This is a genomic window from Microvirga puerhi (assembly GCF_020089865.1).
GTDB lineage: Bacteria > Pseudomonadota > Alphaproteobacteria > Rhizobiales > Beijerinckiaceae > Microvirga > Microvirga puerhi.
The window spans coordinates 43,006-65,275 of the sequence record NZ_JAIRBM010000004.1; the positions used below are offsets into that span (position 1 = coordinate 43,006).

The following is a 22,270-nucleotide window of genomic DNA, read 5'->3' on the forward strand; positions in this document are numbered from 1 at the left end:
CGCTCCGGCATGAGCCATGAAGCGACGGGACCCTCGTGCCTAGCGATCGGAACGGTCGACGGTCTTGAGGCTGCGAAGATGCTCGCGTGGAACACAGGGGAGAATGACCCGCGATGCGCGGACGGCATCGCAATAGACGGTGTTGCGTGCCACCTTGCGTGTGCGTCCCCTTCCTTCCGGATCCCCCGTATTGGGATTGACGTCGAACTTCGGGAAATTCGACGACGAAATATCAAGGCGTAGTCGGTGTCCCTTTGCGAACAGGTTCGCCGTCGCAAACGGCTCGATGGTGATCCGGAAGACTTCTCCGGGCGTGATGAGCTCAGGATTCTCCCAGGATTTCCGATAGCGGCATCGGAAGATGCCATCCGTCAGAATCATCGCATAGCCTGTGGGATAGTCTGCGGACGGCGGATAGACGTCGACGAGCTTCGCCGTGAAATCCGTATCCAACGCATCCGAGGAAACCCAGAGATCGACCGTAATCGGTCCGACGACTGCAAGATCGTCCTCGAGCGACGCACTTTCGAAAGAGAGTACGTCGCGGCGTGCGGATAATGGAAGTCCCGAATGACGGCAGCCGAAGAACTCTTTATCCTCACGCTGGTCGAACGCCCCACCTTCGAAGACCGGCTGGCCACTGGTGAGCGCACCGCCGATGGTCGGCACCGGATCAGAGGGATCGAAATCGTAGCTCAGCGGCGCATCTTCCTTCTGCGGCAGCGCCTCGCGAAGCCCACCATCATTGTGGATGTGAAATGCACGGAACTCCGTCTGCGGCAATGGCCAGCGTTCAGCCTCGATCCAGCGCCCGCCGTGATCGAGCTTTCCGGCTTCCGTCCTTTTCCCAGTTCCCCCGCCCATCAGGAAGAGCCGCACCTGTGGTTCGGACTCGACGCCGTTCTCCGTCTCCTTAAGCCAGCGCTCGAACCATCGGCGGCGGAATTCCAGCCAGGACGGCGTGACATTGCGAGAAAGTGTGGCGTTCTCTCCGAAATACGCATCCCCTGCAAATGTCGTGTTGCGGTTCCCGTGGAGCCCAGGCCCCATGATCAGTGATATCGGCCGTTTGCCACCGCGCGAGAAACCTTCGTAGTTGTCGAACGTGGTGTGCACATAAGCGTCATACCAGCTCGAAAGAAGTGCAACGGGGACTTGCGGAAAGGTGTCGTACGAGCCTTCGGCATAGATGCCGACCTTCTTCCAAAACTCTCCGAAGCTACCCTGCCGCCATTGATCGAGAACATAGCTCTCGTATTCAGGCACCCACCGGACCGGCGAGCGCCCTTCCGACCAGGGAAGAACCGTGAACCAGGACTTAAGGTCCTCCGCTTCCAGCGCCTTCAGGATCAACGGGTTGCTCTGTGCTTCCGGACTTTCCTTGGCATTGTTGTAGGCCCAGGTCAGCTGCTTAAGTTCAAATGCGCCCCCTTGCCGGATCCCCGTACGGTATGCGCTCGAAAAGCCACCGGAGTCGAGCACCATACACGCCAGTCCTGGGGGATTGAGGCACGCGAGGGCTGCCTGCGTATGCGCGGCATAGGACAGACCCATGGTCCCGATCTTGCCGTCACACCAGGGCTGCTCGACGATCCACGCACAGGTGTCATAACCGTCCGGGCCCTCGGACAGGTACTTCGTGAATACGCCCTCGGAATTATAGCGTCCGCGACAGTCTTGATAGATCACGACGAAGCCCGCGCGGACGAAGTGCATGGCGACCTCTGCCCGCGTCATGGGTTTATCCATGCCGGGCTCAATTTCAGAGCGCGAGCGCTGCGTCTTTCCGTAGGGCGTCCTTTCCATGACGACGGACAACGGCCCCGCGACGGGCTTTCCGTTGATGGCCGGCCGATAGACGTCGGTCGCGAGATGGATTCCATCCCGCATGCGAACCATCACGTCGCGGTGGACGACGACGTCGTCAGCGAGAACCTCCACCGCGTGAGCGGTGGAGTCAGCCTGCATCTGGACGGCCTGTGAGGTCATTGCGCCGTTCCCGCAAGCGTCGCCATCAGATCTTCACCGCGGTTCGGGATGTAGGTGACATTTGCCTTCGACGCCCAGTAGACCTTTGGCCAGAACAGCGGGATGACACCGACATCATCCATTGCAATCCGGGTCGCCTCCTGCAGTTGAGCGATGCGCTTCTGCGGATCGAATTCGGAGGTTGCTTCCTTCATTTTCTGGTCAAATTTCGGATTCGAGTAGCGCGTTCGATTGAACGAGCCCGTGCCAGCTTCCTTATCCGGCGTCATCAGGAGATTCCGGAGGCTGGTTGCCGATGTCGGCGTGGTCGTCCCAAGAGAGAAGATGAAAGCGCTGAATTGCTGCTTTCCGGCTGCGGATGCATAGACGTTGTATGGCTGTGCAACGACGCCGTTCACCTTGATGCCGCCCTGTGCGAACATCTGTCCGAGCGCCTGCGCCGTTTCCGCGTCACCAGAGAAACGATCATTGGAGGTATGGATCGTCAGGCCGAGGCCTTGAGCAAATCCCGCATCGGCCAGGAGCTTCTTGGCCCCAGCCAGATCGAAAGCGGGTGCCCTCAGTGAGGGATCTGCTCCACCGATGCCGTCCGGAACGACCTGTCCCGCCGCGTCGCCAGCGCCGTCGAGAATCCGGTCGACGATGAGCCGACGGTTGATGAGTTTCGACAACGCCTGGCGAACTCGCACGTCCTTCAGCGGATTCGGGTTAAGAGGCTTTCCATCAGCGCCTACCACGAACGGGCTCTCGTCACGGCTTGCGTCCAGAGCGAGATAGACGACACGAGCGGACGCGATGGACCACAGTTTAAGGCCGTTGACATTCGACAGCGAACGCACGTCACCGGGCGGCACTGCATCGATGAGGTCCACGGAGCCCGACCGCAACGCGGCAACGCGCGCCGCATCGTTGGCGATGAACTTCACCGTCACGTTGTCGAATGCTGGCTTCTTGCCCCAGTAGGATTCGTTGCGCACGAGCGTGATGTGGTCGCCCGGCACCCATTCCTTGACCTTGTACGGGCCCGTGCCGATAGCGGCGGAGCGATCGTTGAACGCTTCGATGGACTTGCCGTCGGCAAGCTTCTTCTGAACGATGTAGACGAGACCAACCTGCTCGATGAAATCGGGAGTTGGGCCTTTGGTCTTGAACTCGATGGTCTGCGGATCGACAACCGTCATGCTGGCGATAGCGCCGACATTGCCGGTAAACGGCGCCGGGCTGTTCGGAATGCTCTTCACCCGTTCAAGCGAGTAGATCACGTCCTCAGGCGTCAGGGGGGCGCCATCCTGGAATGTCACGCCGCTGCGGAGCTTGATCCGCCAAGTCGTTGGATCGACATTCTGCCAGGATTCAGCAAGGTTTGGGGTGACCTGCAGGTTAGGATCCGGATTGATCAAACGGTCAAAGATCTGCGCCGCAATGTTCTGGTTATTGCCGGTCCGCGAGAACTGCGGGTCGAGGGCGGACGGCTCCGTCGAACTCCCAATAATGAGGTCGGCCGCAAGCACCGGCGAGAAGCTCAGCATGCCGATCACCGACACAGTGACGCTGAGGGACCTTAGATTCGAAAGCAGTTTCATGATGTCTTCCCTTCTGGATCAGGATAAGGCGGTTGTCTTTTGTGGAGGGTGCGCCTTCTCGTCATTGAGATGGCATGCACTGATATGACCCGGTGCGATTTCCCGCAGCGTCGGTGCCTCGCGCCGGCATCGGTCGAACGCGTGCGGGCAGCGGGGATGGAAATGGCATCCACTGGGAGGATGAAGCGGCGACGGAATCTCGCCCTTGATCGGTGAGAAAATGCGTCGCCTGTTGGCGATCGTCGGAATCTCTTGAAGGAGGGCCACCGTATAAGGATGGTTCGGTTGCGAGAAGAACGCCTCCGCCGAAGCACTTTCCACGATGCGACCGAGATACATGATCGCAACCCGATCGCTGATATGCTTTACGACGCCGATGTCGTGGCTGATGAAAAGATAGGTTAGCCCGAGCTCACGCCGCAGTTCCATGAAAAGGTTGAGGATCTGTGCTTGGATCGACACGTCGAGCGCGGCGACGGATTCGTCACAGACGATGAATTGTGGTTTGACCGCAAGAGCGCGAGCAATGCCGATCCGTTGGCGTTGCCCTCCGGAAAACTGGTGCGGAAAGCGCTCTTTATAGGCTGGATCGAGTCCCACGCGCTCCATAAGACCAGCGACATAAGCATCGCGCTCCCGCCGCGGAATGATGCCATGGGCCACAGGAGCCTCGCCGATAATGTCGATCACACGCTTGCGCGGATTGAGCGATGACATCGGATCCTGGAAGATCATCTGCGCAGTGAGACGCGCCGTGCGAGCATCCCGACGGTCGAGCTTTCGTCGATCGCGGCCTTTCCAGAGAATCTCTCCCTCTGTCTGCGGCATGATGCCTGCCAGCATGCGACCCAAGGTCGATTTTCCGCAACCTGACTCGCCAACGAGGCCTACCACCTCGCCCGGCATGATTTTCAGATCGACGCGATCGACCGCGTGGACCACCTGGGGCTTAAGATCGGCGCCGAGCAGGCGCGCGAGGCGCTCCGCGTAATCGAGATCACGAACGAAGCGTTTAGAAAGCCCGGCGGCTTCGACGAGCGGACTCATGCGGCTCTCCGCGCCTGAGGATGGAAACAGCGCCAGGCCTGGGTGCCGGCGCTTTCGAGGACCGGTTCCGTTTCACAGATCTTCGTTGCAAACGCGCAGCGTGTCCTGAACGCGCATCCCGAAGGTCGATTGAGCGGCGGCGGTGCCATTCCAGGGATCGCCTTGAGAGGTGCGCCACGCGGAACATTTGCCGCAACCGATTGCAGAAGCCCGAGCGTATAGGGGTGAGCCGATCTGTCGAGAACCTCATTCGTTTCGCCGATCTCAACGATGCGGCCCGCATACATGACCGCGATGCGCTGTGCGAGGCCAGCGACGACACCGAGATCATGCGTAATCCACACCAGAGCCATGCCGAGGTCCTTTGACAAGCTCTGGATCTGGTTGAGGATTTGCGACTGGATCGTGACGTCGAGGGCCGTCGTCGGCTCATCGGCGATGATCAGATCGGGACGGTGCAGCAAGGCAATGGCGATGGCGACGCGCTGACGCATGCCTCCCGAGAACTGGTGCGGATAGGCCGCCAGCCGTTCCTCCGGCGATGGAATGCCGACCATGCCGAGAGTGTCGCGCGCCCGCGCACGTGCTTCCGCCGCGCTGACATTTTCATGGGCGAGGACTGTCTCGACCATCTGCGTTCCGATGCTGAGGACCGGGTTCAGCGTCATCATCGGATCCTGGAAGATCATGGCGATCCGCCGACCGCGCAGCTTCCTCATCTCATCAGCGGAGAGCCCTACGAGATCCTGCCCCTGAAAGAGGATCCTGCCGCCAATGACTCGGCCAGGGGGATCAATGAGCCCAAGGATCGAGAAACCCGTGATCGACTTGCCGGAGCCGGACTCGCCGACAAGGCCCAGCACCTCACCGCGATTGACATCGAAGCTCACGCCGTCAACGGCCTTGACGATGCCTTTCTCGGAGAAGAAGTGCGTCTGGAGATTGTCGACGGTCAGCACCGGACTGGTCATCGCATTCTTCCTTACTTCGCGGAGCGCGGGTTGAGAACTTCGCGCAGACGATCACCGACGATGTTGATGCTGAACACGAGAAGGACGAGCAGCAGACCGGGATAGACGCTGATCCAGTACTGACCCGACATGAGAACCTCGTAGCCGTTCGCGATGAGAAGACCGAGGGATGGCTCGGTGATCGGCAGGCCGATTCCGAGGAAGCTCAGAGTCGCCTCGGCGGAAATGGCATTCGCGACCTGCAGCGTCCCGATCACGATGAGCGGTGGCAGGCAATTGGGCAGCAAGTGCCCAAAGAGAATTCGCGCCTTGCCGAGATCGAGGCAGGCAGCGGCTTCCATGTATTCCTTGTCCTTCTCGACGAGCGCGGCGCCACGGACGGCACGGGCGAAGAGGGCCCATTGCACGAGAACCAGCGCGAACATCACCTTTCCGACGCCCTGCCCGATCGTGGCGAGCAGCATCAGCGCCACGAGAATGGTGGGGAACCCGAGCATCAAGTCGACAAGGCGCATGATGAGGGTATCTACGCGCCCACCGAAATAAGCGGCGATGAGGCCGAGCGTGGTGCCGACCCCGAGGGCCACAACGCCGCTGACGACGCCCACGGCCAAGCTCGTGCGCAGCCCGTAGATCATGGCGGAAAGCATGTCGCGTCCCTGCCCGTCCGTGCCAAGCCAGTAGATGCCTCCCGAAAGACTCTCCGATCCCGGCGGCAGCTTCGCATCCATGATGCTGATCTGCATCAGGTCGTAGGGGTCCTGCGGCGCGATCCAGGGACCGATGATCGCGGCAGCCAGCAGGAACAGGAACACGACGGCGGCAACGGTGGCTTTGGGACTCTTGAGAAGTCCCTGCAGAGCACGGCCGAACAGCGTCTCCGCGCCTAGCCTCGGAAGGGTTACCGCGGTCATGAAGCATCTCCGAGGCGGATGCGGGGATCGAGCAGGGAATAGAGAATGTCGACGATGAAATTGATGAGGATGAACATCGTCACGACGACCAGCAGATAAGCTACGACGACGGGGCGATCGAGGCGCATGATCGAGTCGATCAGCAGCTTACCCATGCCGGGCCAGGCGAAGATCGTCTCGGTCACGATCGCGAAAGCAATGAGACTGCCAAATTCGACGCCGACGACGGTGACGATGGGAATGAGGATATTCTTGAGCACGTGCACGAGAACGATACGGCGTTCCGTCAGTCCCTTGGCTCGCGCGAACTTCACGAAATCGAGGAGCATTGTTTCGCGCACGCCGCTTCGCGTCAGGCGGATCACAAGCGATATCTTGAACAGGGCCAGATTGAGCGCCGGCAGAATGAGGTGAGTCACGCCTGACCAAGTCACCAGGCTTGTGTGAATTCCCAGAAAGCTGCCGACGTCGCCACGTCCGGTCGAAGGAAGCCATCCGAGCCAGACCGAGAAGATCATGATCAGCATCATCCCCTGCCAGAAATTCGGCAGGCTGAAGCCGAGAATGGACCCGGTCATCACGGTTTCGTCGAGGGCCGTATTGGGCCTGAGGCCTGCCCACAGACCCAAGGGGATGCCCAAGCAGAGCGATAGTGCGAGCGCGACGAATGCGAGCTCGAGGGTCGCCGGCATACGGCTGAGGATCAGGTTGATTGAGGGCTGATTGAACACAAACGAGCGACCGAGGTCGCCCTGAAGCGCGTGCCAGATGAAGGTGCCGTATTGTTCCAGAAGGCTACGGTCGAGCCCGAGCGCGCGGATGGCCTGCTCACGCTCTGCGGCCGTCGCGTCGCCGGCAATCAGAATGTCGATTGGATTCCCGATGGCATAGATGCCGGCGAAGACGATGATCGAGGTAAGGAAGAGAACAAGAATACTCTGCGACAAGCGCCGGATAATGAAGACGATCATGAACGACGCTCCCGCCCATGGATTACATGGCTCCGGCGAATGCCCGCAAAATCTCGCGGATGATGTTGCATCAACACGCCTTCATAAAAATGACACGATGCACTTACGCATCGCCGGACGAAGGGCGCAATAGTATGAGGAAATGAGATAGGGTAATGAAATTTTGAAAAAGCATACAGGGTCGCCTAGGTTATGAATCTCAAGCAACTCGAAGTCCTGAGGGCTGTTATTGCCACCGGTTCTACGGTGGGCGCGTCTACAATCTTGCGGATTTCCCAATCGGCCATCAGCAGGCATCTCACGGGGCTTGAATCCGAAATCGGCTTCGAGCTGTTCATTCGTGACAAAGGGCGGCTCATTCCGAGGCCCGAAGCGAAAGCGCTGCTGCCGGAAGTGGACGAACTTACCAAGGTCCTGGCCCGCGTCAAACGGAAGGCCGTGGATATCAAATCGGGCTCCGGAGGCGATACACTTCTGCGCGTTGCCTTTCCCCACAGCATCACGACAACGGTCCTGCCCAGAGTCTTGGCGGAATACTTCAAGTCCTATCCGAGAGCCGTCGTCGAAACCCTTTCCGGACCCTATGGGGCAATCGAGCAGATGATCCAGGCGCGCAGCGCGGATATCGGCTTCATCCGTCTGCCGACAGAGGATGCAGGTTTCTCCGTGAGGCCCATTTTACGCGGAGAGACGACCTGCGTGATGTCGAAAGACCATCCGCTCGCTGCAAAAGCGCAGATCAAACTGAAAGATCTCGCGCGAAATGATCTTATCCTGCTCGGTCGTCAGAGGTCCGCACGCCACGAACTCGAATACGAGCTCCGCGAGGCTGGAGCGCCTCATCACTGCCGCGTGGAGGTGCATTCGGTGGAGGCCGCCTGCGCCTGTGCAGCCGCAGGTCTCGGCGTGGCCGTGGTTCCGGCTTTGATCGCAAGTTTCTTCCGCTCGACGGAGCTGCAGATGCGGCCTTTTCGCCCAACCCGATTTCTGGACTACGGGATCGTCAGCCTTCCGGGTCTGCCGCCCTCACGGGCTGCAGAGGATTTCGTGGAGATCTTCGTCCAGAAAGTCATGACCGAAGCCGACGGAACAAGTCGCATCGAGGCGACCTAACTCAGCCTCGTGCTGCTTTTCAAGCGTCCCGACGGATCATTCAGAACAGGCTGCCCTGCTCGTCTTCGTCGCTGGAGCGCGGCTTCGACCGACGCTTCTCCGCAACAGGAGCGGCTTCCGGTGCGGGCAGTGGCTCTTGCAGATCCGGATCGTCATTTTCGACCTTGTTCACCCTGCGGCTGACCGGAACCATGTCGAGCCACTCCTCCGGGCAAGGGCGCACGAGCTTCAGGGCATGGCTCGCATTCTCGTCGCGCACGTCCAGCCACGCACCGATATCCTTGCCTGAAAGAATCACCGGCATCCGGTCATGCACGGCGGAGAGCACGCCGTTGGCGTCCGTCGTCACGATGGCCGCCGTATCGATCTCGCCGCCGGCCGGATCGGTATAGGTTTCCCAAAGCCCCGCCAGCGGCATTGGGCGGCGGTTGCGCTGGCGGATCAGAAATGGCGCCTTCTCGCGCCCATGTCGCTGCCACTCATAGAATCCGTCCGCAAGAAAGATGCAGCGCCGCCGCTTCAGGGCAGCCTTGAAGGTCGGCTTGGTTTCAAGGGTTTCGCCCCGCGCATTGATGACAAGCGGAAAGTCCTTGGGGTCCTTTGCCCAGGAAGGCAGGAATCCCCAGCGTACCAGCCTGAAATGGCGCTCCCCCCTCTCCTCCAGGACGATCGGAACGGGCTGCGTCGGAGCGACATTGTAGCGCGGCGGAAAGTTGGGCTGTTCCGGATAGCCGAAAATCTCGCGATAGACCTCCGGAGGCAAAGTCACTGCATAGCGGCCGCACATGAGGACGTCCTTAGAGCCAACGTTTCCAACGGAAGAAGACGTAAGGCAGGATCGCAGCGACGACGATCACCACGATGGCGAAGGGGTAGCCGAGTTTCCAATGCAACTCGGGCATGATCTGGAAATTCATTCCGTAGATGGATGCCACGAGGGTCGGCGGCAAGAAGATCACCGACACCACCGAGAAGAGCTTGATGATGTCGTTCTGCTCGATGGTGACGAGACCAAGTGTCGCGTCGAGAAGAAACTGGAGCTTGTTCGAGAGAAAGGTCGCGTGCTCCTCGATGGACTGAACGTCGCGGATGGTCGTGCGCCATTCAGCCTGGAACCCTTTCGCCTTCTGTGGGCGCGGCATGCTGGCCGACAGGAACAGGAGCAGGCGCTCGACGGATACCATGCTCTCGCGGACATTCGAGATGACATCACCCTTGCGGCCGATGGACTTGAGAGCGGCGCGGAAACTTGCAGCCCGACGCGTCCCGAGCCGATCGTTGTCGAAAATCGACTGCGATAGCCGATCGATCCGTGCCCCGATCTGAGCGAGGATTTCCGCAGCGCGGTCGATAATGGTTTCAATCAATCCGTCGAGCACGGCCTCGGGCTGGGGGCGACAGCCGCCAGGCTTCATGGCTCGCGCCGTGAACATGGCGAACGAGCGCGGCTCTCCGTAGCGTACGGTCACGAGCGCACGGTCGGTCAGGATGAACGAGACGTCAATGAGCTTCGGCGTCTCCGTATCGGAACTGCACAGCACGCGTGCCGTCATGTAACGGGCGTTGTTCTCTCGATAGAGAATTTCGGACGGCTCGATATCGGCCATCTCTTCCCGGGTCGGGATCTCGATGGCGAGGTGACGTTCCACAAGGCGATCCTCCTCGCGGGCCGGCTCGATCAGATCGATCCACAAGGCGTCGTCCGGGATGGATTCGCCCGGCTGCACGATCTGGCGCTCCAGCGATTCGAACTTTCCATCCTCTGTCGGCTTGTGGACGATGATCATGCCTGTCTCCGTTTGTGACAAAGGAGCATTAGCGTTTTTTTGTGACAGGTGCGAGTGCGCCGGAGTCTCATCCGCTCAGGCATCGTCAGGCACAAAGAAATCCGGCATCAGCGGCTTCGTCGGGTCGACCCGGTATTTCTCGAAATTCGTCACTCCCTCCTCTTTCAGGAAAGTGTCGTCGATCAGGAACCGGCCAGTAAAGCTCCTCGCTGGCTTCTCGAAGATGGCATGAGCGGCGTCTGCCAGGATCTCGGGGATCCGGCTCGCCTGCACGATCTCGTCACCGCCGAGCAGATTCTTCACCGCGCTCGTCGCAATCGTCGTCCGCGGCCACAGGGCATTGACCGCGATCCCCTTTTCCCGCAACTCCCCTGCAAGTCCGAGGACGCACAGGCTCATGCCGTATTTCGCGAGCGAATAGGCCAGATGCGGCGCGAACCACTTCTCTTTCATGTCGAGGGGCGGCGACAGCATCAAGATATGGGGATTCTCAGCCTTCTCCAGGTGGGGGATCGCATATTTCGACACCATGAAGGTGCCGCGCGTGTTGATCTGATGCATCAGATCGAAGCGCTTCATGTCGATTTGCAGCGTGCGGCTGAGATTGATGGCGCTCGCGTTGTTCACCACGATATCGAGCCCGCCGAAGGCCTCCACCGTCGTAGCGATAGCACCCTTGACCGCATCTTCGTCACGGACATCGACCATGAGGGGCAATGCCCTACCACCCGCCTTCTCGATCTCCGCTGCGGCGGTATAGATCGTACCCGGCAGCTTGGGATGCGGCTCCGCCGTCTTCGCGGCGATCACTATATTGGCGCCGTCCTGTGCGGCTCTCAAGCCGATCGCGAGACCGATGCCGCGGGACGCGCCGGTGATGAAGAGGGTCTTGTCTTTCAGGCTCATGACATCACCTCGCGAGGGCAACGGCAGCGTCCTGAACGAAGCCTGCGCCGCTCAGGATTTGGTCCTCAAGTCCCCTCGCGCCAACTGCGATGTTCTCGGCGAAGAACCGACAAAGGGCGATACGGCTTCCCTGGGCCGGATCGCTATCGCCCTCTCCCATCATACGATTGGCGGCGAGGGCCGCATCGGCCAGGGCGGCTCCGCCCTGCGCAAGGGCAAAGAGACGCAGATAGGGCGTTGCACCCGCGAGCGCCTCCGTTGGCACATTTGCAAGGACCAGTTTCAGGAGATGGCCGGTCGCCCGGTCGAGGCTCTCGACGGCGTCTCGCAGGCGCGGCGCCGTATTGCCGAACAGCGGTGTTCCCTCCTTCATCAGGCGCGTCACCGTGGTGCGCATGGCGGCGATCTGCGCCCGGACCGTGTCGCCGCCGGAGAGCGGCAACTTGCGCATGACGAGATCGATGGCCTGAATGCCGTTGGTGCCTTCATAAATCGGGGCGATGCGTGCATCGCGCAGATGTTGCGCCGCGCCCGTCTCTTCCACGTAGCCCATTCCTCCATGAACCTGGACACCGATGGATGCTACCTCGACCCCGACATCCGTCGAGAAGGCCTTGGCGACCGGCGTGAGAAGGGACGCGCGTTCCTGCGCTCTGCGGCGAGAGGCTTCCCCCGGCTCCCGATGGGCGCGGTCGATGGCGGCTGCGGTCATGTAGCAGATTGCCCGCGAGGCGGCTGTGAGCGCCTTCATGGTCAGAAGGTTGCGTTGCACATCAGGATAATCGACGATGGGGCTCGTTCCATCGCCAGCAGCGCCCGGCGCTCGGCCCTGCCGCCGTTCCTTGGCATAGGCAAGCGCCTGCTGATAGGCGCGTTCGGCAATCGCGACGCCCTGCAGCCCGACCGCCAGACGGGCATTGTTCATCATCGTGAACATGCAGTTGAGGCCACGGTTTTCCTCGCCGAGGAGCCAACCTATGGCTCCTTCATGGTCTCCGAATACCATGGTGCAGGTCGGCGAGCCGTGGATGCCGAGCTTGTGCTCGATCCCGGCGCAGCGCAGATCGTTGCGTGCGCCATCCGGCAGAAATTTCGGAACCAGAAAAAGCGAGATTCCCCGCGTTCCGGCCGGAGCGTCGGGCAGGCGCGCCAGAACCAGATGGACGATATTGTCCGTCAGATCATGCTCGCCATAGGTGATGAAGATCTTCTGGCCCCGGATCCGGTAAGTGCCGTCGCCTACAGGTTCGGCACGGGAGCGGATCGCCGCGAGATCGGAACCAGCCTGCGGCTCCGTGAGATTCATAGTCGCGGTCCAGGTGCCGGAGACGAGCTTTTCGAGATAACGTGCACGAAGGTCGTCCGTGCCGTGCGCCACCAGCGCCTCGATGGCCCCCATGGTCAGGATCGGCCCGATGCCGAAGGCCATGGAAGCGGAATTCCACATCTCGACGCAAGCAGAGTTCAGAAGGGTCGGCAGGCCCTGACCGCCGAAATCGACTGGTCCCGGAAGAGCGTTCCAACCCGCCTCCGTCCAGGCGGTATAGGCTTCCTTCCACCCCGGAGCTGTCGTGATGATGCCGTCCACCAGAGTCACTCCGTATTTGTCACCCTCGCGATTGAGAGGGGCAATGACATCGGCAGCGAAGCGACCGGCCTCTTCCAGGATCGTTTCCGCCAAGTCCACGGAAAGGTCGCCGTAAAGCCCGTCCTCGACAGCACGGTCGAAACCCGCCACATGGCGCATGGTAAAGGCAATATCGGAGACCGGGGCGTGATAGGCCATCGTGTTCCCTTTCGGCGGAGGGCTTTTGATATTGACGCAAGTTGCTGCGCAGCTAAACCCGCCCAGCGACAGAGAGGGATAGTTTAGACGTGAACGATCAAGGGTCAATGGTGACGGAACGTCTCCAGCCGGACGCTTTAGGCCTCTCCCGAGCAGCGGCAATCCTCAAGAAGGGCGAGCTCGTCGCGTTCCCGACGGAAACTGTCTATGGCCTTGGTGCCGACGCGACGAATGCAGAAGCGGTCGCCAGAATCTACGCCGCTAAAGAGCGCCCAAGCTTCAATCCATTGATCGCCCACGTGGACAGCTATTCCACGGCCCTTGATCAAGGCATTTTCGATGATGCGGCCCGCCTGCTGGCCGAAGCCTTCTGGCCGGGACCACTGACCCTCGTGGTTCCTTGTGCATCGACCTGCACAGTGTCAGACCTTGCCCGCGCCGGCCTCGACAGTGTGGGACTCCGGGTTCCGGCCCATCCTCTTGCCCACGCGCTTCTCGCGGCCGTCGGCCGCCCGGTCGCCGCCCCGTCTGCCAATCGCTCGGGGCGTGTCAGCCCGACGGCCGCAGACCACGTTCTCGGCGATCTCGATGGGCGGATCAGCGCGGTTCTCGATGGTGGCGAGACACCGGTCGGCGTCGAGTCGACGATCGTCTCTTGCCTCGACGGCGTTCCGCGCCTGCTGCGTCCCGGCGGCGTGACGCGGGAATCCATCGAGGCCGTGATCGGGCGAAAGCTCGAGACTGCCTCCGAACCGGGCGACAATCCTGTGGCTCCGGGGATGCTTGCATCTCATTACGCGCCGCGTGCTCGCGTGCGCCTCGGCGCCACCACGATCCATCCCGGCGAAGCGGCCCTCCTGTTCGGCCCCAACCTGCCGGCAGGCAGCAAGGATGCTGCGGCAATTCTTAACTTGAGCGAAAGCGGCGACCTCGCCGAGGCCGCCGCCCATCTCTTCTCGTTCTTGAGACGTCTCGACGTCACCGGTGCGGGCGTGATCGCCGTCTCCCCCATTCCGGAAATCGGGCTCGGGGAGGCGATCAACGACCGTCTCCAGCGGGCTGCGGCGGAACGATAGAACGAACTCGACCTCCCCGGATCAGCCTGCGATTTTGTTAGTGATCTGCGCCACGTGGCGGCCCTGATAACGGGCGGCCTCGAGTTCGACCTGGCTCGGCTGACGCGACCCATCGGCGCCGGCGATGGTCGACGCACCATAAGGCGAGCCTCCCTTCACTTCCTCGACACCCATCTGACCGGCGAAGGCGTAGGGCAGCCCGACGATGATGAAACCGAGGTGCAGGAGCACGGGGTGGAAGGTGAGGATCGTCGATTCCTGGCCGCCGTGCTGGGTCGCGCTCGAAGCAAACACCGATCCGACCTTGCCGACGAGCGCCCCGCTCGCCCAGAGGGCGCCGGTCTGGTCGAGGAAGTTCTTCATCTGGGCTGTCATGTTGCCGTAGCGGGTCGGCGTGCCGAAGATGATCGCATCGTATTGCGGAAGCTCATCGACCGTCGCGATGGGGGCTGGCTGATCGAGCTTGTAATGTGCGTTTTTGGCGACCTGTTCGGGTACGAGTTCCGGAACACGCTTCACGACGACCTCGGCGCCTGCCTCGCGGACGCCTTCGGCAACCGCGTAGGCCATCTTCTCGATATGCCCCCAAGTCGAATAGTAAAGAACCAGAACCTTGGCCATCAGATCCTCCGAAATGCCTTGATGAGATGATGCAGGACAACGCGCCGGGCACGCAGGAGGGCGTGCCGGTCGAAATCATCCACCGCAATTGCTATGGTTACGCAGGATAATCTTTCCAGACTGCAAGACTAGTGTTAGTCTTGCAGGACCTACCTTGCACGGATGCAAAGTCGTGGCGAAACAGCACCTTGTCTGGGACGATTTCAGACTCGTGAAGATCATCGCCGAGGCCAATGGGCTGGCCGGCGCTGCTGAGCGCCTCGGCGTCAATCACTCCACGGTTTTCCGGCGTCTCGGTCAGATGGAGGATAGCCTCGGCGTCAAGCTCTTCGAGCGGCACCGGACCGGATATGTCCTGACCCCGGCCGGGGAAGAGATGACGGCGCTCGCCGAGCATATGGAGGAGAACGTCGCGACCTTTACCCGCAAGCTGGCGGGGCAGGCCGTGGCACCGACGGGAGAGCTCAGGGTGACGACGAACGATACCCTGCTCGTCCACATGCTGACGCCTCTGTTCAATCGCTTTCTCGAAGCCTGTCCGGAAATGAGGCTGGACGTGGTGCTGGCCAACCAGGCCCTTAACCTCTCGAAGCGCGATGCGGACGTAGCGATCCGCGCAACGGACAACCCGCCGGAAACTCTCGTGGGCCGGCGTGTCGCAACCATCGCCTGGGCGATCTATGGGCGCAGGCAGGATTTCCCGCAGCCGGTAGACGTGCTGGACAGCCCCACCGTTTTCCAACGCCCATGGGTCGCGCTCGGAGACAATCTCTCGACCCTCAAGGCGGCACGCTATGTGCGGGATCGCGTCCCGCACGAGCAGATCGCCTACAAGGTCAACACGGTTCTAGGCCTTGCGGAGGCGGTGGAGGTCGGTCTCGGCATCGGGCCCCTGCCCTGCTTCATCGCCGATGCCAAGCCGAATCTGGTGCGCCTGTCGGACGTCAATCCCGACTTCTCGGCCGGCCTGTGGCTCCTGACCCATCCTGACCTGCGCCAATCGGCGCGCGTTCGGGCATTCATGGACTTCATGGCAACAGAGATCGGCCGACACAAGAAATGGATCGAAGGAAGCGGTGCCAGAGCGCCCTGAGGCGCCGCCGGTCATCCGATCTGCACCACGATGCGTCCGCGCACTTTGCCCTCCATGATTGCTTGGCCCGCATCCACGACCTGATCCAGCGTGATGGTCGTGGTCATCGCTTCGAGCTTGACCAAGTCGAGATCATGCGCGAGCCGACTCCAGGCCTCCAGACGGAAATTCCGCGGCGTCATCACCGAGTCGATCCCCAGAAGCGATACGCCCCGCAGGATGAACGGCGCCACAGAGCCTGGCAGATCCATGCCGCCAGCCAAGCCACATGCGGCAATTGCCCCACCGTATTTCGTCATCGAGAGCACATTCGCCAGGACGTGCGATCCAACAGTATCGACTCCCGCACACCAGCGCTCCTTGCCCAGCGGACGAGCAGGTCCAGTCAGTTCGCTACGCTCGATGACCTCCGCCGCTCCCAAATGTTTCAGATAATCCGCCTCCTGCGGCCGGCCCGTGGAGGCGATCACATGCCAGCCAGCGCGAGCCAGAAGGGAGATCGCGACGGAACCGACACCACCTGCCGCCCCCGTCACGATGGCAGGGCCTCTGTGGCAGCGCAGCCCATGCCGCTCGATGGCGATGAGGCACAGCATGGCCGTGTAACCTGCAGTGCCGATGGCCATGGTCTGTTGGAGCGTCAATCCTTTGGGCAGATGCAGCAGCCATTCGCCACGAACGCGGACCTTTTCGGCATAGGCTCCGAGATGCGTCTCCCCAAGCCCCCAGCCATTGAGAATGACCGAGTCGCCGAGCTTGAAGTCGGGATGGGAAGAATGCTCGACGGTTCCGGCCAGATCCACGCCGGGGATCATCGGAAATCGTCGCACGACCGGAGCCTTGCCCGTAAGCGCCAGCCCGTCCTTGTAATTAAGCGTGGAATAGGCCACCCGAACGGTGACATCGCCTTCCATCAGATCGGCTTCGTCGAAGTCCCTCGACCGAACCTGCTGTCCTGTCTCGGTCTTATCGATCACGATCGCTTTGAACGTTCCCATTCCGCTCCTCCGCCTCGTCCCTCCATTTGTGGCGTCACGGTGGACAAGGGCAAGGATGCAACGCAGGAATTCCGACGAAGGGGGAAGATCAAAGAATTGGCTTCCGATCCTTTATGCCCCTTGGCTCCCTCGGACCGGCGGAATGTGGATTCGGGAGATATGAAATCGGGAAAAGGCTGGACAGGCCGCCATCGACCGTCCAGCTCTTTCTGCCTCTCAAATGATCAAGAAGTCAGCGGCGGTCATCTTGAGGCCCTTCTTGAGGGTCGTGATCTCGACCGCCTTGCCCTTGCCCGCGCCGTCGGCGTCGTAATACAGCACGCCCTTCTTGTTGTCGTAGATCAGGTAGTCGTTCTTGTCCTTGGCATGATCGCCAATGGTGAAGAACGCCTTGTTGAGCTTGCCGGGCTTGGCTTCGCTGCCCTTGCCGAGCTTCTTGAACACGGCATTGTCGAGCCAGAGCGTGTCGTCCTTGACGGAAAAGTCGACGATTTTGTCGAGGTTGGTCTTCTTGTTCAGCGTGGTGTCGAACACGAACACGTCCTTGCCGGCTCCGCCAGTGAGAACGTCCTTGCCACCGCCACCGTAAATCCGATCGTCGCCACCCTCTCCAGACAAGCGATCGTCACCATTCCCACCTTTGATCGTATCTGATGCGGCCGTTCCTATGACCGTTTCGACACTGACGTCCTTGACGGCGATCTGAAGTGTCTTCTCTAAAGTCAGGCCATGGGTGTCCGTCACCAAGACTTTGACGGCGTGAGACGCGGCTTGCTCGAAGTCGAGTTTCGTACCATCGGCAACAAGAAGCTGACCACCACTCAACTTAAAGCGCCCACCTGCATCGTCGATCAACTTGTATGTCGCTCCGTCTCCCTTGTTGGGATCCACAGCGCTCAATTGTCCGACCAAGGAGCCGGAAGCGGCATTTTCCGAAACGCTCAATTGCGACGGTGTGATATCGGTCGGGCGCTCGTTGGCCAACTCAACGTGAACGGTGGCCTTGGAATAGCGCCCACCCTCATCCGCAACCGTAAATTCTATGGTCTTTTCAGCACCCGCAACAGGCGTCGCATCTTTGGACGTATAGGTAAGGGCTTGAATGAGTTTGCTCACGCTTTGCCCAGAGGTAAAATAGTCCCTAAAGTCAAATATAATTTCGGTCTGCGAAAGTTGAGAGATAACGCCTACTTGAAAACCATTAACGAAAACTCTGGCTCCCAATGAAAACCCGCCGACCAGCTCGACGTTTCCAGGCAATACCTCAAGCCCCAGAAGATCGACAAAGGGATTTCCATTAACGACTTTGACGGACAGAGTTGAAATCCGGTTGTTATCGTCATCGGTAATCGCTACGTCATTCTTCGCATCGAGAAAGACCTTCCACGAAGCGAGCGTCACAGTCGCTTGATCGCCGTCGAGCCCTGTAATAACCGGGGCAAGATCCGTATAAGTTCCGCTCGCATCAGTGATTTTGTCGATACCCTGCTTGTGGAGCTGCTGCCTTTCCGAGAACGAAAACGTTCCCCCTGTCCAGGTGAGGTGATCGTTCTGAGCGTCGATGCCCCGGACGATAAGAGCAAGTTCTTTACTGGCGACCTGGATCTCTGCCTGATCGCTAGCGAGCACGATAGACTCGAAGCCCGAGATGGATTTTGCAGTAACGTCAAAGGTCGTACCGCGCAACTCAAGCGTGTCGGATTCGGATGCCCCGCCCGCGATCGTTTCGACATCGGCCAAGTTGGCATCGGAGATGATGATACGTTGCCCTTGAAGCCCCTGCGAAGATCCTTGGATCTTCTCGATGTGGCTCAGAACTGAAAGAGAGGCGAGATCGAAGTCTGGTCGCCCGAAGAGGCGAAGCGTATCGACACCACCCCCTCCATCGAGGCTGTCGGCTAAGTTGAGCGAGACGTCATCTGAAACAAAGATGTCGTCTCCATTTGTCCCTACATAGGCATCGGTGCCCGGTGTCAGAACATTCGCGCTCTGCGGCGCAACAGTCACAACGGTATTGGCAACAGCAATCTCATTTTGAGAAGTGTCGCCAAATAAGAGAATTTCGAAGGATTTTTGATCCAAGTAGGAGTCATCGCTCCGTTCATTCGTGTATCGAAGGGCGTGGATGACTTGCTGTACGAGACCCGCAGTGGCGGACTGATTGAAGGCAAAAGCGAAAGCATGGGTCTCGGAGTAAGTCACCTTCCCAATTTCAACTCCGGCAACTGACAATTTGCTGTCAAGCGCCAAGCCGTTAGACAGGGTGATCGATCCGGACGTATCGAGACTTAACTTATCCGCAGCTGCCCAATTTAATGTGCCCGCATTGACCGACAGCTGGGTCAGAGTTCCTGTTGCGTTAACAATCGCATTGGAAAATGCATCAAGGCTTGCGGTCTGCTGTGCGCCAACTCGCTGATGGTCCTGATTGAGATTCTCGATAGAGATCATGGTGTGGCCCCCTAAAAGCTTTTTACGTAATAACATTACAAAAATTACGCAATGACTTTCTTTGCCCGCAACACCATAAAATCGGAAATATAATCTCCGTCAGTGCACCTACTTTGAGGGAGCCTGTATCACTCGGCCGGCTGCAGACCGGCCGTCCGCTCGACGGGCTTTTCTTGGATCGGCAGGTTGATGAGAGCTGAGGCGACGCCGAGTGCGATCGAAAGCCACCAGACCAAGGTGTAGTTGCCATAGGCTTCGTAGAGAACACCGCCGAGCCAGACGCCCAGGAAGCCGCCGACCTGATGCGAGAAGAAGGCGAAGCCGTAGAGCATGGCCATATAGCGCGTGCCGAACATTAGCATCACGAGGGACGAAGTCGGCGGCACCGTCGACAACCACAGGAGGCCGATGGCCACACCGAAGGCGATAGAGGTCGCGGGAGACGCCGGCAGAAGGATGAAAACCGCAATGGCAACGGCGCGTCCGAGATAGATCCAGGCGAGCAGCCAGCGCTTCGACATGCGGGTGGATAGCCAGCCGGAGGTCAAGGATCCGAAAGCGTTCGCCAACCCGATGACGGCAAGGGTCCAGCCGCCGACGGCGGCGGAAAGGCCGGCGTCGCGCAGATAGGCCGGCAGGTGGACGGTGATGAAGGCAAGCTGGAAGCCGCAAGTGAAGAAGCCCAGCACCAGCAGCACATAGGAGCGATGTCGAAAGGCTTCCGCAAGGGCTTGGCGGATCGACTGGCCGGGGATCGGCGCAGGACCGCTCCGCGCGGACGCTTCGACGGGCCTCGTCGCAAGCGCGACCGCCAGGGGCAGCACAAGAAGCACACTCGCGGCGAAGATCAGGAGAGCCTGATGCCAGCCGAGCGAATCGATGAGCAGGTTGCCGATGGGCGGGAACAGGAATTGCCCGAATGATCCTGCCGCCGTCCCGGCGCCGAACGCCATGGGACGCCAGGCTTCCGGCAGCAGCTTGCTAAAGGCGCCGAGCACCAGATTGAAGGAACAGCCCGACAGGCCGAAGCCGATCAGAACGCCAGCCCCGAGATGAAGCATGGCCGGCGTTGAGGCATAAGCCATGACCACGAGGCCGAGCGCGTAGAGGACGGCGCCGAAACACAACACCCGGAAGGCGCCGAAACGATCGGCGACTGCGCCGGCAAAGGGCTGGCCGAGCCCCCAGAGGAGATTTTGCACGGCAATGGCGAGGCCGAAAATGTCACGCCCCCAGCCATACTCGACGGTCATCGGAATCTGGAACAGCCCTGCCGAAGCCCGGGGCCCGAAGGTGATCAGAGCGATCAAACAGCCAGCGAGAACAACGAGTTCAGGGGAAAAGCGGGAGCGGGAGACGGGCTCGGACATGTCGCGACTCTCGAATCGAGGGAGGCGGATACTAGCGCATGCCGACCATCAACAATATCGAATGTTTATTGCGTGGTGCATAAGCAACGCTAATGGACCGAAGCCTTTGCCGTTGGTCTAAATCACGATGAAGTCGCTGGAATGCAGGGCGAGCTGGCTCTTGAGAATGGCGATCTTTATGGACGCTTTCGGCCCTGATCCATCGGGATCGTATGCCAGAACGCCAGTCTTCGCATCGTAGAGGACATGGTCGGTACGATCGAGCGCTCTTCCTCCGTTGCGAAACAGGTTCTCGGCAAGAATTCCGGGAGTTAGGGCGGTGAAGATCGCATCCTCGAGACGGATGATATCCTCTCCCGGATGGAAATCCTCGATCCTGTCGATATTGCTCTTATCGGGCCTCGTGTCGAAGACGAAAGTGTCGTGCCCATTGCCGCCGACAAGAACGTCGCGCCCGGCTCCGCCCTCCAATCGATCGTCTCCGTCATATCCGTGCAGCGTATCGTTGCCCTTCATGCCACGCAGGCGATTGGCCTCGGCATTTCCGTTGATCCGGTCGTTGCCGATGCCGCCGACAGCGTTCTCGATCACGACCCCTTTTGCGATCGTGAAGCCGCCCGCTACCCCGGACTGAGATGAAATATAGCCGCCCGCATGAGGGTCGTTATCCCGGACGGTCGCGGGGCGCAGATCGATGATGACGCTTTGGCGCGCGTGGAGAGCGCTGAGCGTATCGACGCCTCCGGCATCCCAGATGCAGGACCAGCCCGTACCGGAACCGTTCTGCGTCGGCAAAGAGTAGAGATTCTTGCCGGTCGCCGTTCGGAGGTTGACCCCATAAAGCGCCTGAAGGGCCGCGATGTCGAGCGCACCAAGCCCGCCCTGGGCTCCATAGGTCGCATCATGGTCCCGGTGATCCCATCCCGAATTGTAGGACATCACGGTCCAGACGCCTTGATTGAGGCCGTATCGCCCCGTGTCAGCCGACGACGAAACTCCGGGAAAGCGCGTTGCATCGCTCCTCCAGCCGCCGTCGTGAGGATGGGCGAGACCCATGCCATGTCCAAGCTCATGCATGATCGTATTGCGGCCGTCGCCGCCGGGCCTCAGGTTCTGCCAATCCTCCGTCGGATTGAAATACCCCCATTCAGGACCCTCATTCGGCGTTTCGTGAACGCCCGCCGAACCGTCCCAGATGTCGGTCTTCCACCACACGATGTCGGCGTCCGCAGCGGAAGTGGCCGGAGCAAAGGTCAGTCCGCAGACTTTGGCATAGATCGATATCGCTGCCTTGAACGCTCGAATCTCTCCGCCCGTCCAGGCTTCGGCATCTTTCGCCTCCCAAAGATAACTGCTCGGGCCGTGCATCTTGCTCGCTGCAGCGAAATTCGTCCGATTGCCGAACAGATATCGGATCGGCCCCTTGTCTGTATCCCAGGCCGTTCCACCCCAGATGAGGGAATCGACATAGGCGTTTCCATAGCCCGAGCCGGGAACATTCGTTTTTATCGCGGCCACGATGTGTCCTCGCATTCCTCAACGACGGAACACTATAATATTAAGATCGCGGCAAAAGTGCTCGAAAACACGCCCT

Annotated in this window: 18 protein-coding genes; 3 read left to right on the forward strand and 15 right to left on the reverse strand. The window is 60.1% G+C overall.

The window, feature by feature from the left end; genetic code table 11:
* Positions 1-39: 39 nt before the first annotated feature.
* The 6 genes from K9B37_RS06430 to K9B37_RS06455 are packed head-to-tail and all read right to left on the reverse strand — an operon-like array spanning position 40 to position 7,475.
* Positions 40-1,989: a CocE/NonD family hydrolase gene (locus K9B37_RS06430; RefSeq protein ID WP_224312231.1), complete on the reverse strand. Its 1,950-nt coding sequence runs from the start codon at positions 1,987-1,989 to the stop codon at positions 40-42.
* Positions 1,986-3,572: an ABC transporter substrate-binding protein gene (locus K9B37_RS06435; RefSeq protein WP_224312232.1), complete on the reverse strand. Its 1,587-nt coding sequence runs from the start codon at positions 3,570-3,572 to the stop codon at positions 1,986-1,988. The genes K9B37_RS06430 and K9B37_RS06435 overlap by 4 nt, the downstream gene beginning before the upstream one ends.
* Before the next feature lie 18 nt (positions 3,573-3,590).
* Positions 3,591-4,619: an ABC transporter ATP-binding protein gene (locus K9B37_RS06440; protein ID WP_224312233.1), complete on the reverse strand. Its 1,029-nt coding sequence runs from the start codon at positions 4,617-4,619 to the stop codon at positions 3,591-3,593.
* Positions 4,616-5,590 carry an ABC transporter ATP-binding protein gene (locus K9B37_RS06445; RefSeq protein WP_224312234.1) on the reverse strand — a complete coding sequence of 325 codons (975 nt, stop codon included), beginning with the start codon at positions 5,588-5,590 and terminating at the stop codon, positions 4,616-4,618. Before K9B37_RS06445 ends, K9B37_RS06440 begins: the two co-directional genes overlap by 4 nt.
* An 11-nt stretch (positions 5,591-5,601) precedes the next feature.
* Entirely contained in the window at positions 5,602-6,504 is a 903-nt protein-coding gene (locus K9B37_RS06450; RefSeq protein WP_224312235.1) for an ABC transporter permease, read from the reverse strand.
* On the reverse strand, positions 6,501-7,475 hold the full coding sequence (locus K9B37_RS06455; protein WP_224312237.1) for an ABC transporter permease: 975 nt from the start codon (positions 7,473-7,475) through the stop codon (positions 6,501-6,503). The genes K9B37_RS06450 and K9B37_RS06455 overlap by 4 nt, the downstream gene beginning before the upstream one ends.
* A gap of 192 nt (positions 7,476-7,667) precedes the next feature.
* Between K9B37_RS06455 and K9B37_RS06460 the strand changes: the two genes are divergently transcribed.
* Positions 7,668-8,588 (forward strand): LysR family transcriptional regulator, encoded by a 921-nt coding sequence (locus tag K9B37_RS06460; protein ID WP_224312239.1) that lies wholly within the window; start codon positions 7,668-7,670, stop codon positions 8,586-8,588.
* A gap of 40 nt (positions 8,589-8,628) precedes the next feature.
* Here K9B37_RS06460 and K9B37_RS06465 read toward each other — a convergent pair whose 3' ends face one another.
* From K9B37_RS06465 to K9B37_RS06480, 4 genes are all read right to left on the reverse strand, one after another.
* Entirely contained in the window at positions 8,629-9,375 is a 747-nt protein-coding gene (locus tag K9B37_RS06465; protein ID WP_224312241.1) for an SOS response-associated peptidase, read from the reverse strand.
* Positions 9,376-9,385: 10 nt separating this feature from the next.
* Complete coding sequence (locus K9B37_RS06470; protein ID WP_224312243.1) at positions 9,386-10,375, reverse strand: magnesium transporter CorA family protein; 990 nt, start codon at positions 10,373-10,375, stop codon at positions 9,386-9,388.
* A gap of 75 nt (positions 10,376-10,450) precedes the next feature.
* The gene (locus K9B37_RS06475) at positions 10,451-11,281 is read right to left on the reverse strand and encodes an SDR family oxidoreductase (protein ID WP_224312245.1); all 831 of its coding nucleotides are present in this window, start codon (positions 11,279-11,281) and stop codon (positions 10,451-10,453) included.
* A 4-nt stretch (positions 11,282-11,285) separates the two neighbouring features.
* On the reverse strand, positions 11,286-13,067 hold the full coding sequence (locus K9B37_RS06480; protein WP_224312246.1) for an acyl-CoA dehydrogenase family protein: 1,782 nt from the start codon (positions 13,065-13,067) through the stop codon (positions 11,286-11,288).
* Positions 13,068-13,174: 107 nt separating this feature from the next.
* Here K9B37_RS06480 and K9B37_RS06485 point away from each other — a divergent pair, with 107 nt between their 5' ends.
* On the forward strand, positions 13,175-14,143 hold the full coding sequence (locus K9B37_RS06485; RefSeq protein WP_224312508.1) for an L-threonylcarbamoyladenylate synthase: 969 nt from the start codon (positions 13,175-13,177) through the stop codon (positions 14,141-14,143).
* Positions 14,144-14,164: 21 nt separating this feature from the next.
* Here K9B37_RS06485 and wrbA read toward each other — a convergent pair whose 3' ends face one another.
* A complete protein-coding gene (gene wrbA, locus K9B37_RS06490; RefSeq protein ID WP_224312248.1) occupies positions 14,165-14,764 on the reverse strand; it encodes an NAD(P)H:quinone oxidoreductase in 600 nt (199 codons plus the stop codon).
* Positions 14,765-14,936: 172 nt separating this feature from the next.
* Here wrbA and K9B37_RS06495 point away from each other — a divergent pair, with 172 nt between their 5' ends.
* Positions 14,937-15,857 carry a LysR family transcriptional regulator gene (locus K9B37_RS06495; protein WP_224312250.1) on the forward strand — a complete coding sequence of 307 codons (921 nt, stop codon included), beginning with the start codon at positions 14,937-14,939 and terminating at the stop codon, positions 15,855-15,857.
* Between the two features lie 11 nt (positions 15,858-15,868).
* Here the strand turns inward: K9B37_RS06495 and acuI are convergent, their stop codons facing one another.
* The 4 genes from acuI to K9B37_RS24870 all read right to left on the reverse strand — a co-directional run bounded on the left by acuI (position 15,869) and on the right by K9B37_RS24870 (position 22,194).
* On the reverse strand, positions 15,869-16,855 hold the full coding sequence (gene acuI, locus K9B37_RS06500; protein ID WP_224312253.1) for an acrylyl-CoA reductase (NADPH): 987 nt from the start codon (positions 16,853-16,855) through the stop codon (positions 15,869-15,871).
* Between the two features lie 216 nt (positions 16,856-17,071).
* Positions 17,072-19,306 carry a hypothetical protein gene (locus K9B37_RS24585; RefSeq protein WP_305072132.1) on the reverse strand — a complete coding sequence of 745 codons (2,235 nt, stop codon included), beginning with the start codon at positions 19,304-19,306 and terminating at the stop codon, positions 17,072-17,074.
* Positions 19,307-19,434: 128 nt separating this feature from the next.
* Positions 19,435-20,676, reverse strand: a complete 1,242-nt coding sequence (locus K9B37_RS06510; RefSeq protein WP_224312255.1) for an MFS transporter — start codon at positions 20,674-20,676, stop codon at positions 19,435-19,437.
* Between the two features lie 117 nt (positions 20,677-20,793).
* Positions 20,794-22,194 (reverse strand): M10 family metallopeptidase, encoded by a 1,401-nt coding sequence (locus K9B37_RS24870; protein ID WP_369414235.1) that lies wholly within the window; start codon positions 22,192-22,194, stop codon positions 20,794-20,796.
* Positions 22,195-22,270 lie beyond the last annotated feature (76 nt).

What these genes read in the sequence shown, in the direction of transcription:
- K9B37_RS24585 (WP_305072132.1), bottom strand. Translation starts at nt 19,306, where the DNA reads ATGATCTCTATCGAGAATCTCAATCAGGACCATCAGCGAGTTGGCGCA.
- K9B37_RS06470 (WP_224312243.1), bottom strand. Translation starts at nt 10,375, where the DNA reads ATGATCATCGTCCACAAGCCGACAGAGGATGGAAAGTTCGAATCGCTG.
- K9B37_RS06450 (WP_224312235.1), bottom strand. Translation starts at nt 6,504, where the DNA reads ATGACCGCGGTAACCCTTCCGAGGCTAGGCGCGGAGACGCTGTTCGGC.
- K9B37_RS06460 (WP_224312239.1), top strand. Translation starts at nt 7,668, where the DNA reads ATGAATCTCAAGCAACTCGAAGTCCTGAGGGCTGTTATTGCCACCGGT.
- K9B37_RS06475 (WP_224312245.1), bottom strand. Translation starts at nt 11,281, where the DNA reads ATGAGCCTGAAAGACAAGACCCTCTTCATCACCGGCGCGTCCCGCGGC.
- acuI (WP_224312253.1), bottom strand. Translation starts at nt 16,855, where the DNA reads ATGGGAACGTTCAAAGCGATCGTGATCGATAAGACCGAGACAGGACAG.
- K9B37_RS06455 (WP_224312237.1), bottom strand. Translation starts at nt 7,475, where the DNA reads ATGATCGTCTTCATTATCCGGCGCTTGTCGCAGAGTATTCTTGTTCTC.
- K9B37_RS06510 (WP_224312255.1), bottom strand. Translation starts at nt 20,676, where the DNA reads ATGTCCGAGCCCGTCTCCCGCTCCCGCTTTTCCCCTGAACTCGTTGTT.
- K9B37_RS06435 (WP_224312232.1), bottom strand. Translation starts at nt 3,572, where the DNA reads ATGAAACTGCTTTCGAATCTAAGGTCCCTCAGCGTCACTGTGTCGGTG.
- K9B37_RS06445 (WP_224312234.1), bottom strand. Translation starts at nt 5,590, where the DNA reads ATGACCAGTCCGGTGCTGACCGTCGACAATCTCCAGACGCACTTCTTC.
- K9B37_RS06440 (WP_224312233.1), bottom strand. Translation starts at nt 4,619, where the DNA reads ATGAGTCCGCTCGTCGAAGCCGCCGGGCTTTCTAAACGCTTCGTTCGT.
- K9B37_RS06465 (WP_224312241.1), bottom strand. Translation starts at nt 9,375, where the DNA reads ATGTGCGGCCGCTATGCAGTGACTTTGCCTCCGGAGGTCTATCGCGAG.
- K9B37_RS06430 (WP_224312231.1), bottom strand. Translation starts at nt 1,989, where the DNA reads ATGACCTCACAGGCCGTCCAGATGCAGGCTGACTCCACCGCTCACGCG.
- wrbA (WP_224312248.1), bottom strand. Translation starts at nt 14,764, where the DNA reads ATGGCCAAGGTTCTGGTTCTTTACTATTCGACTTGGGGGCATATCGAG.
- K9B37_RS06485 (WP_224312508.1), top strand. Translation starts at nt 13,175, where the DNA reads ATGGTGACGGAACGTCTCCAGCCGGACGCTTTAGGCCTCTCCCGAGCA.
- K9B37_RS06480 (WP_224312246.1), bottom strand. Translation starts at nt 13,067, where the DNA reads ATGGCCTATCACGCCCCGGTCTCCGATATTGCCTTTACCATGCGCCAT.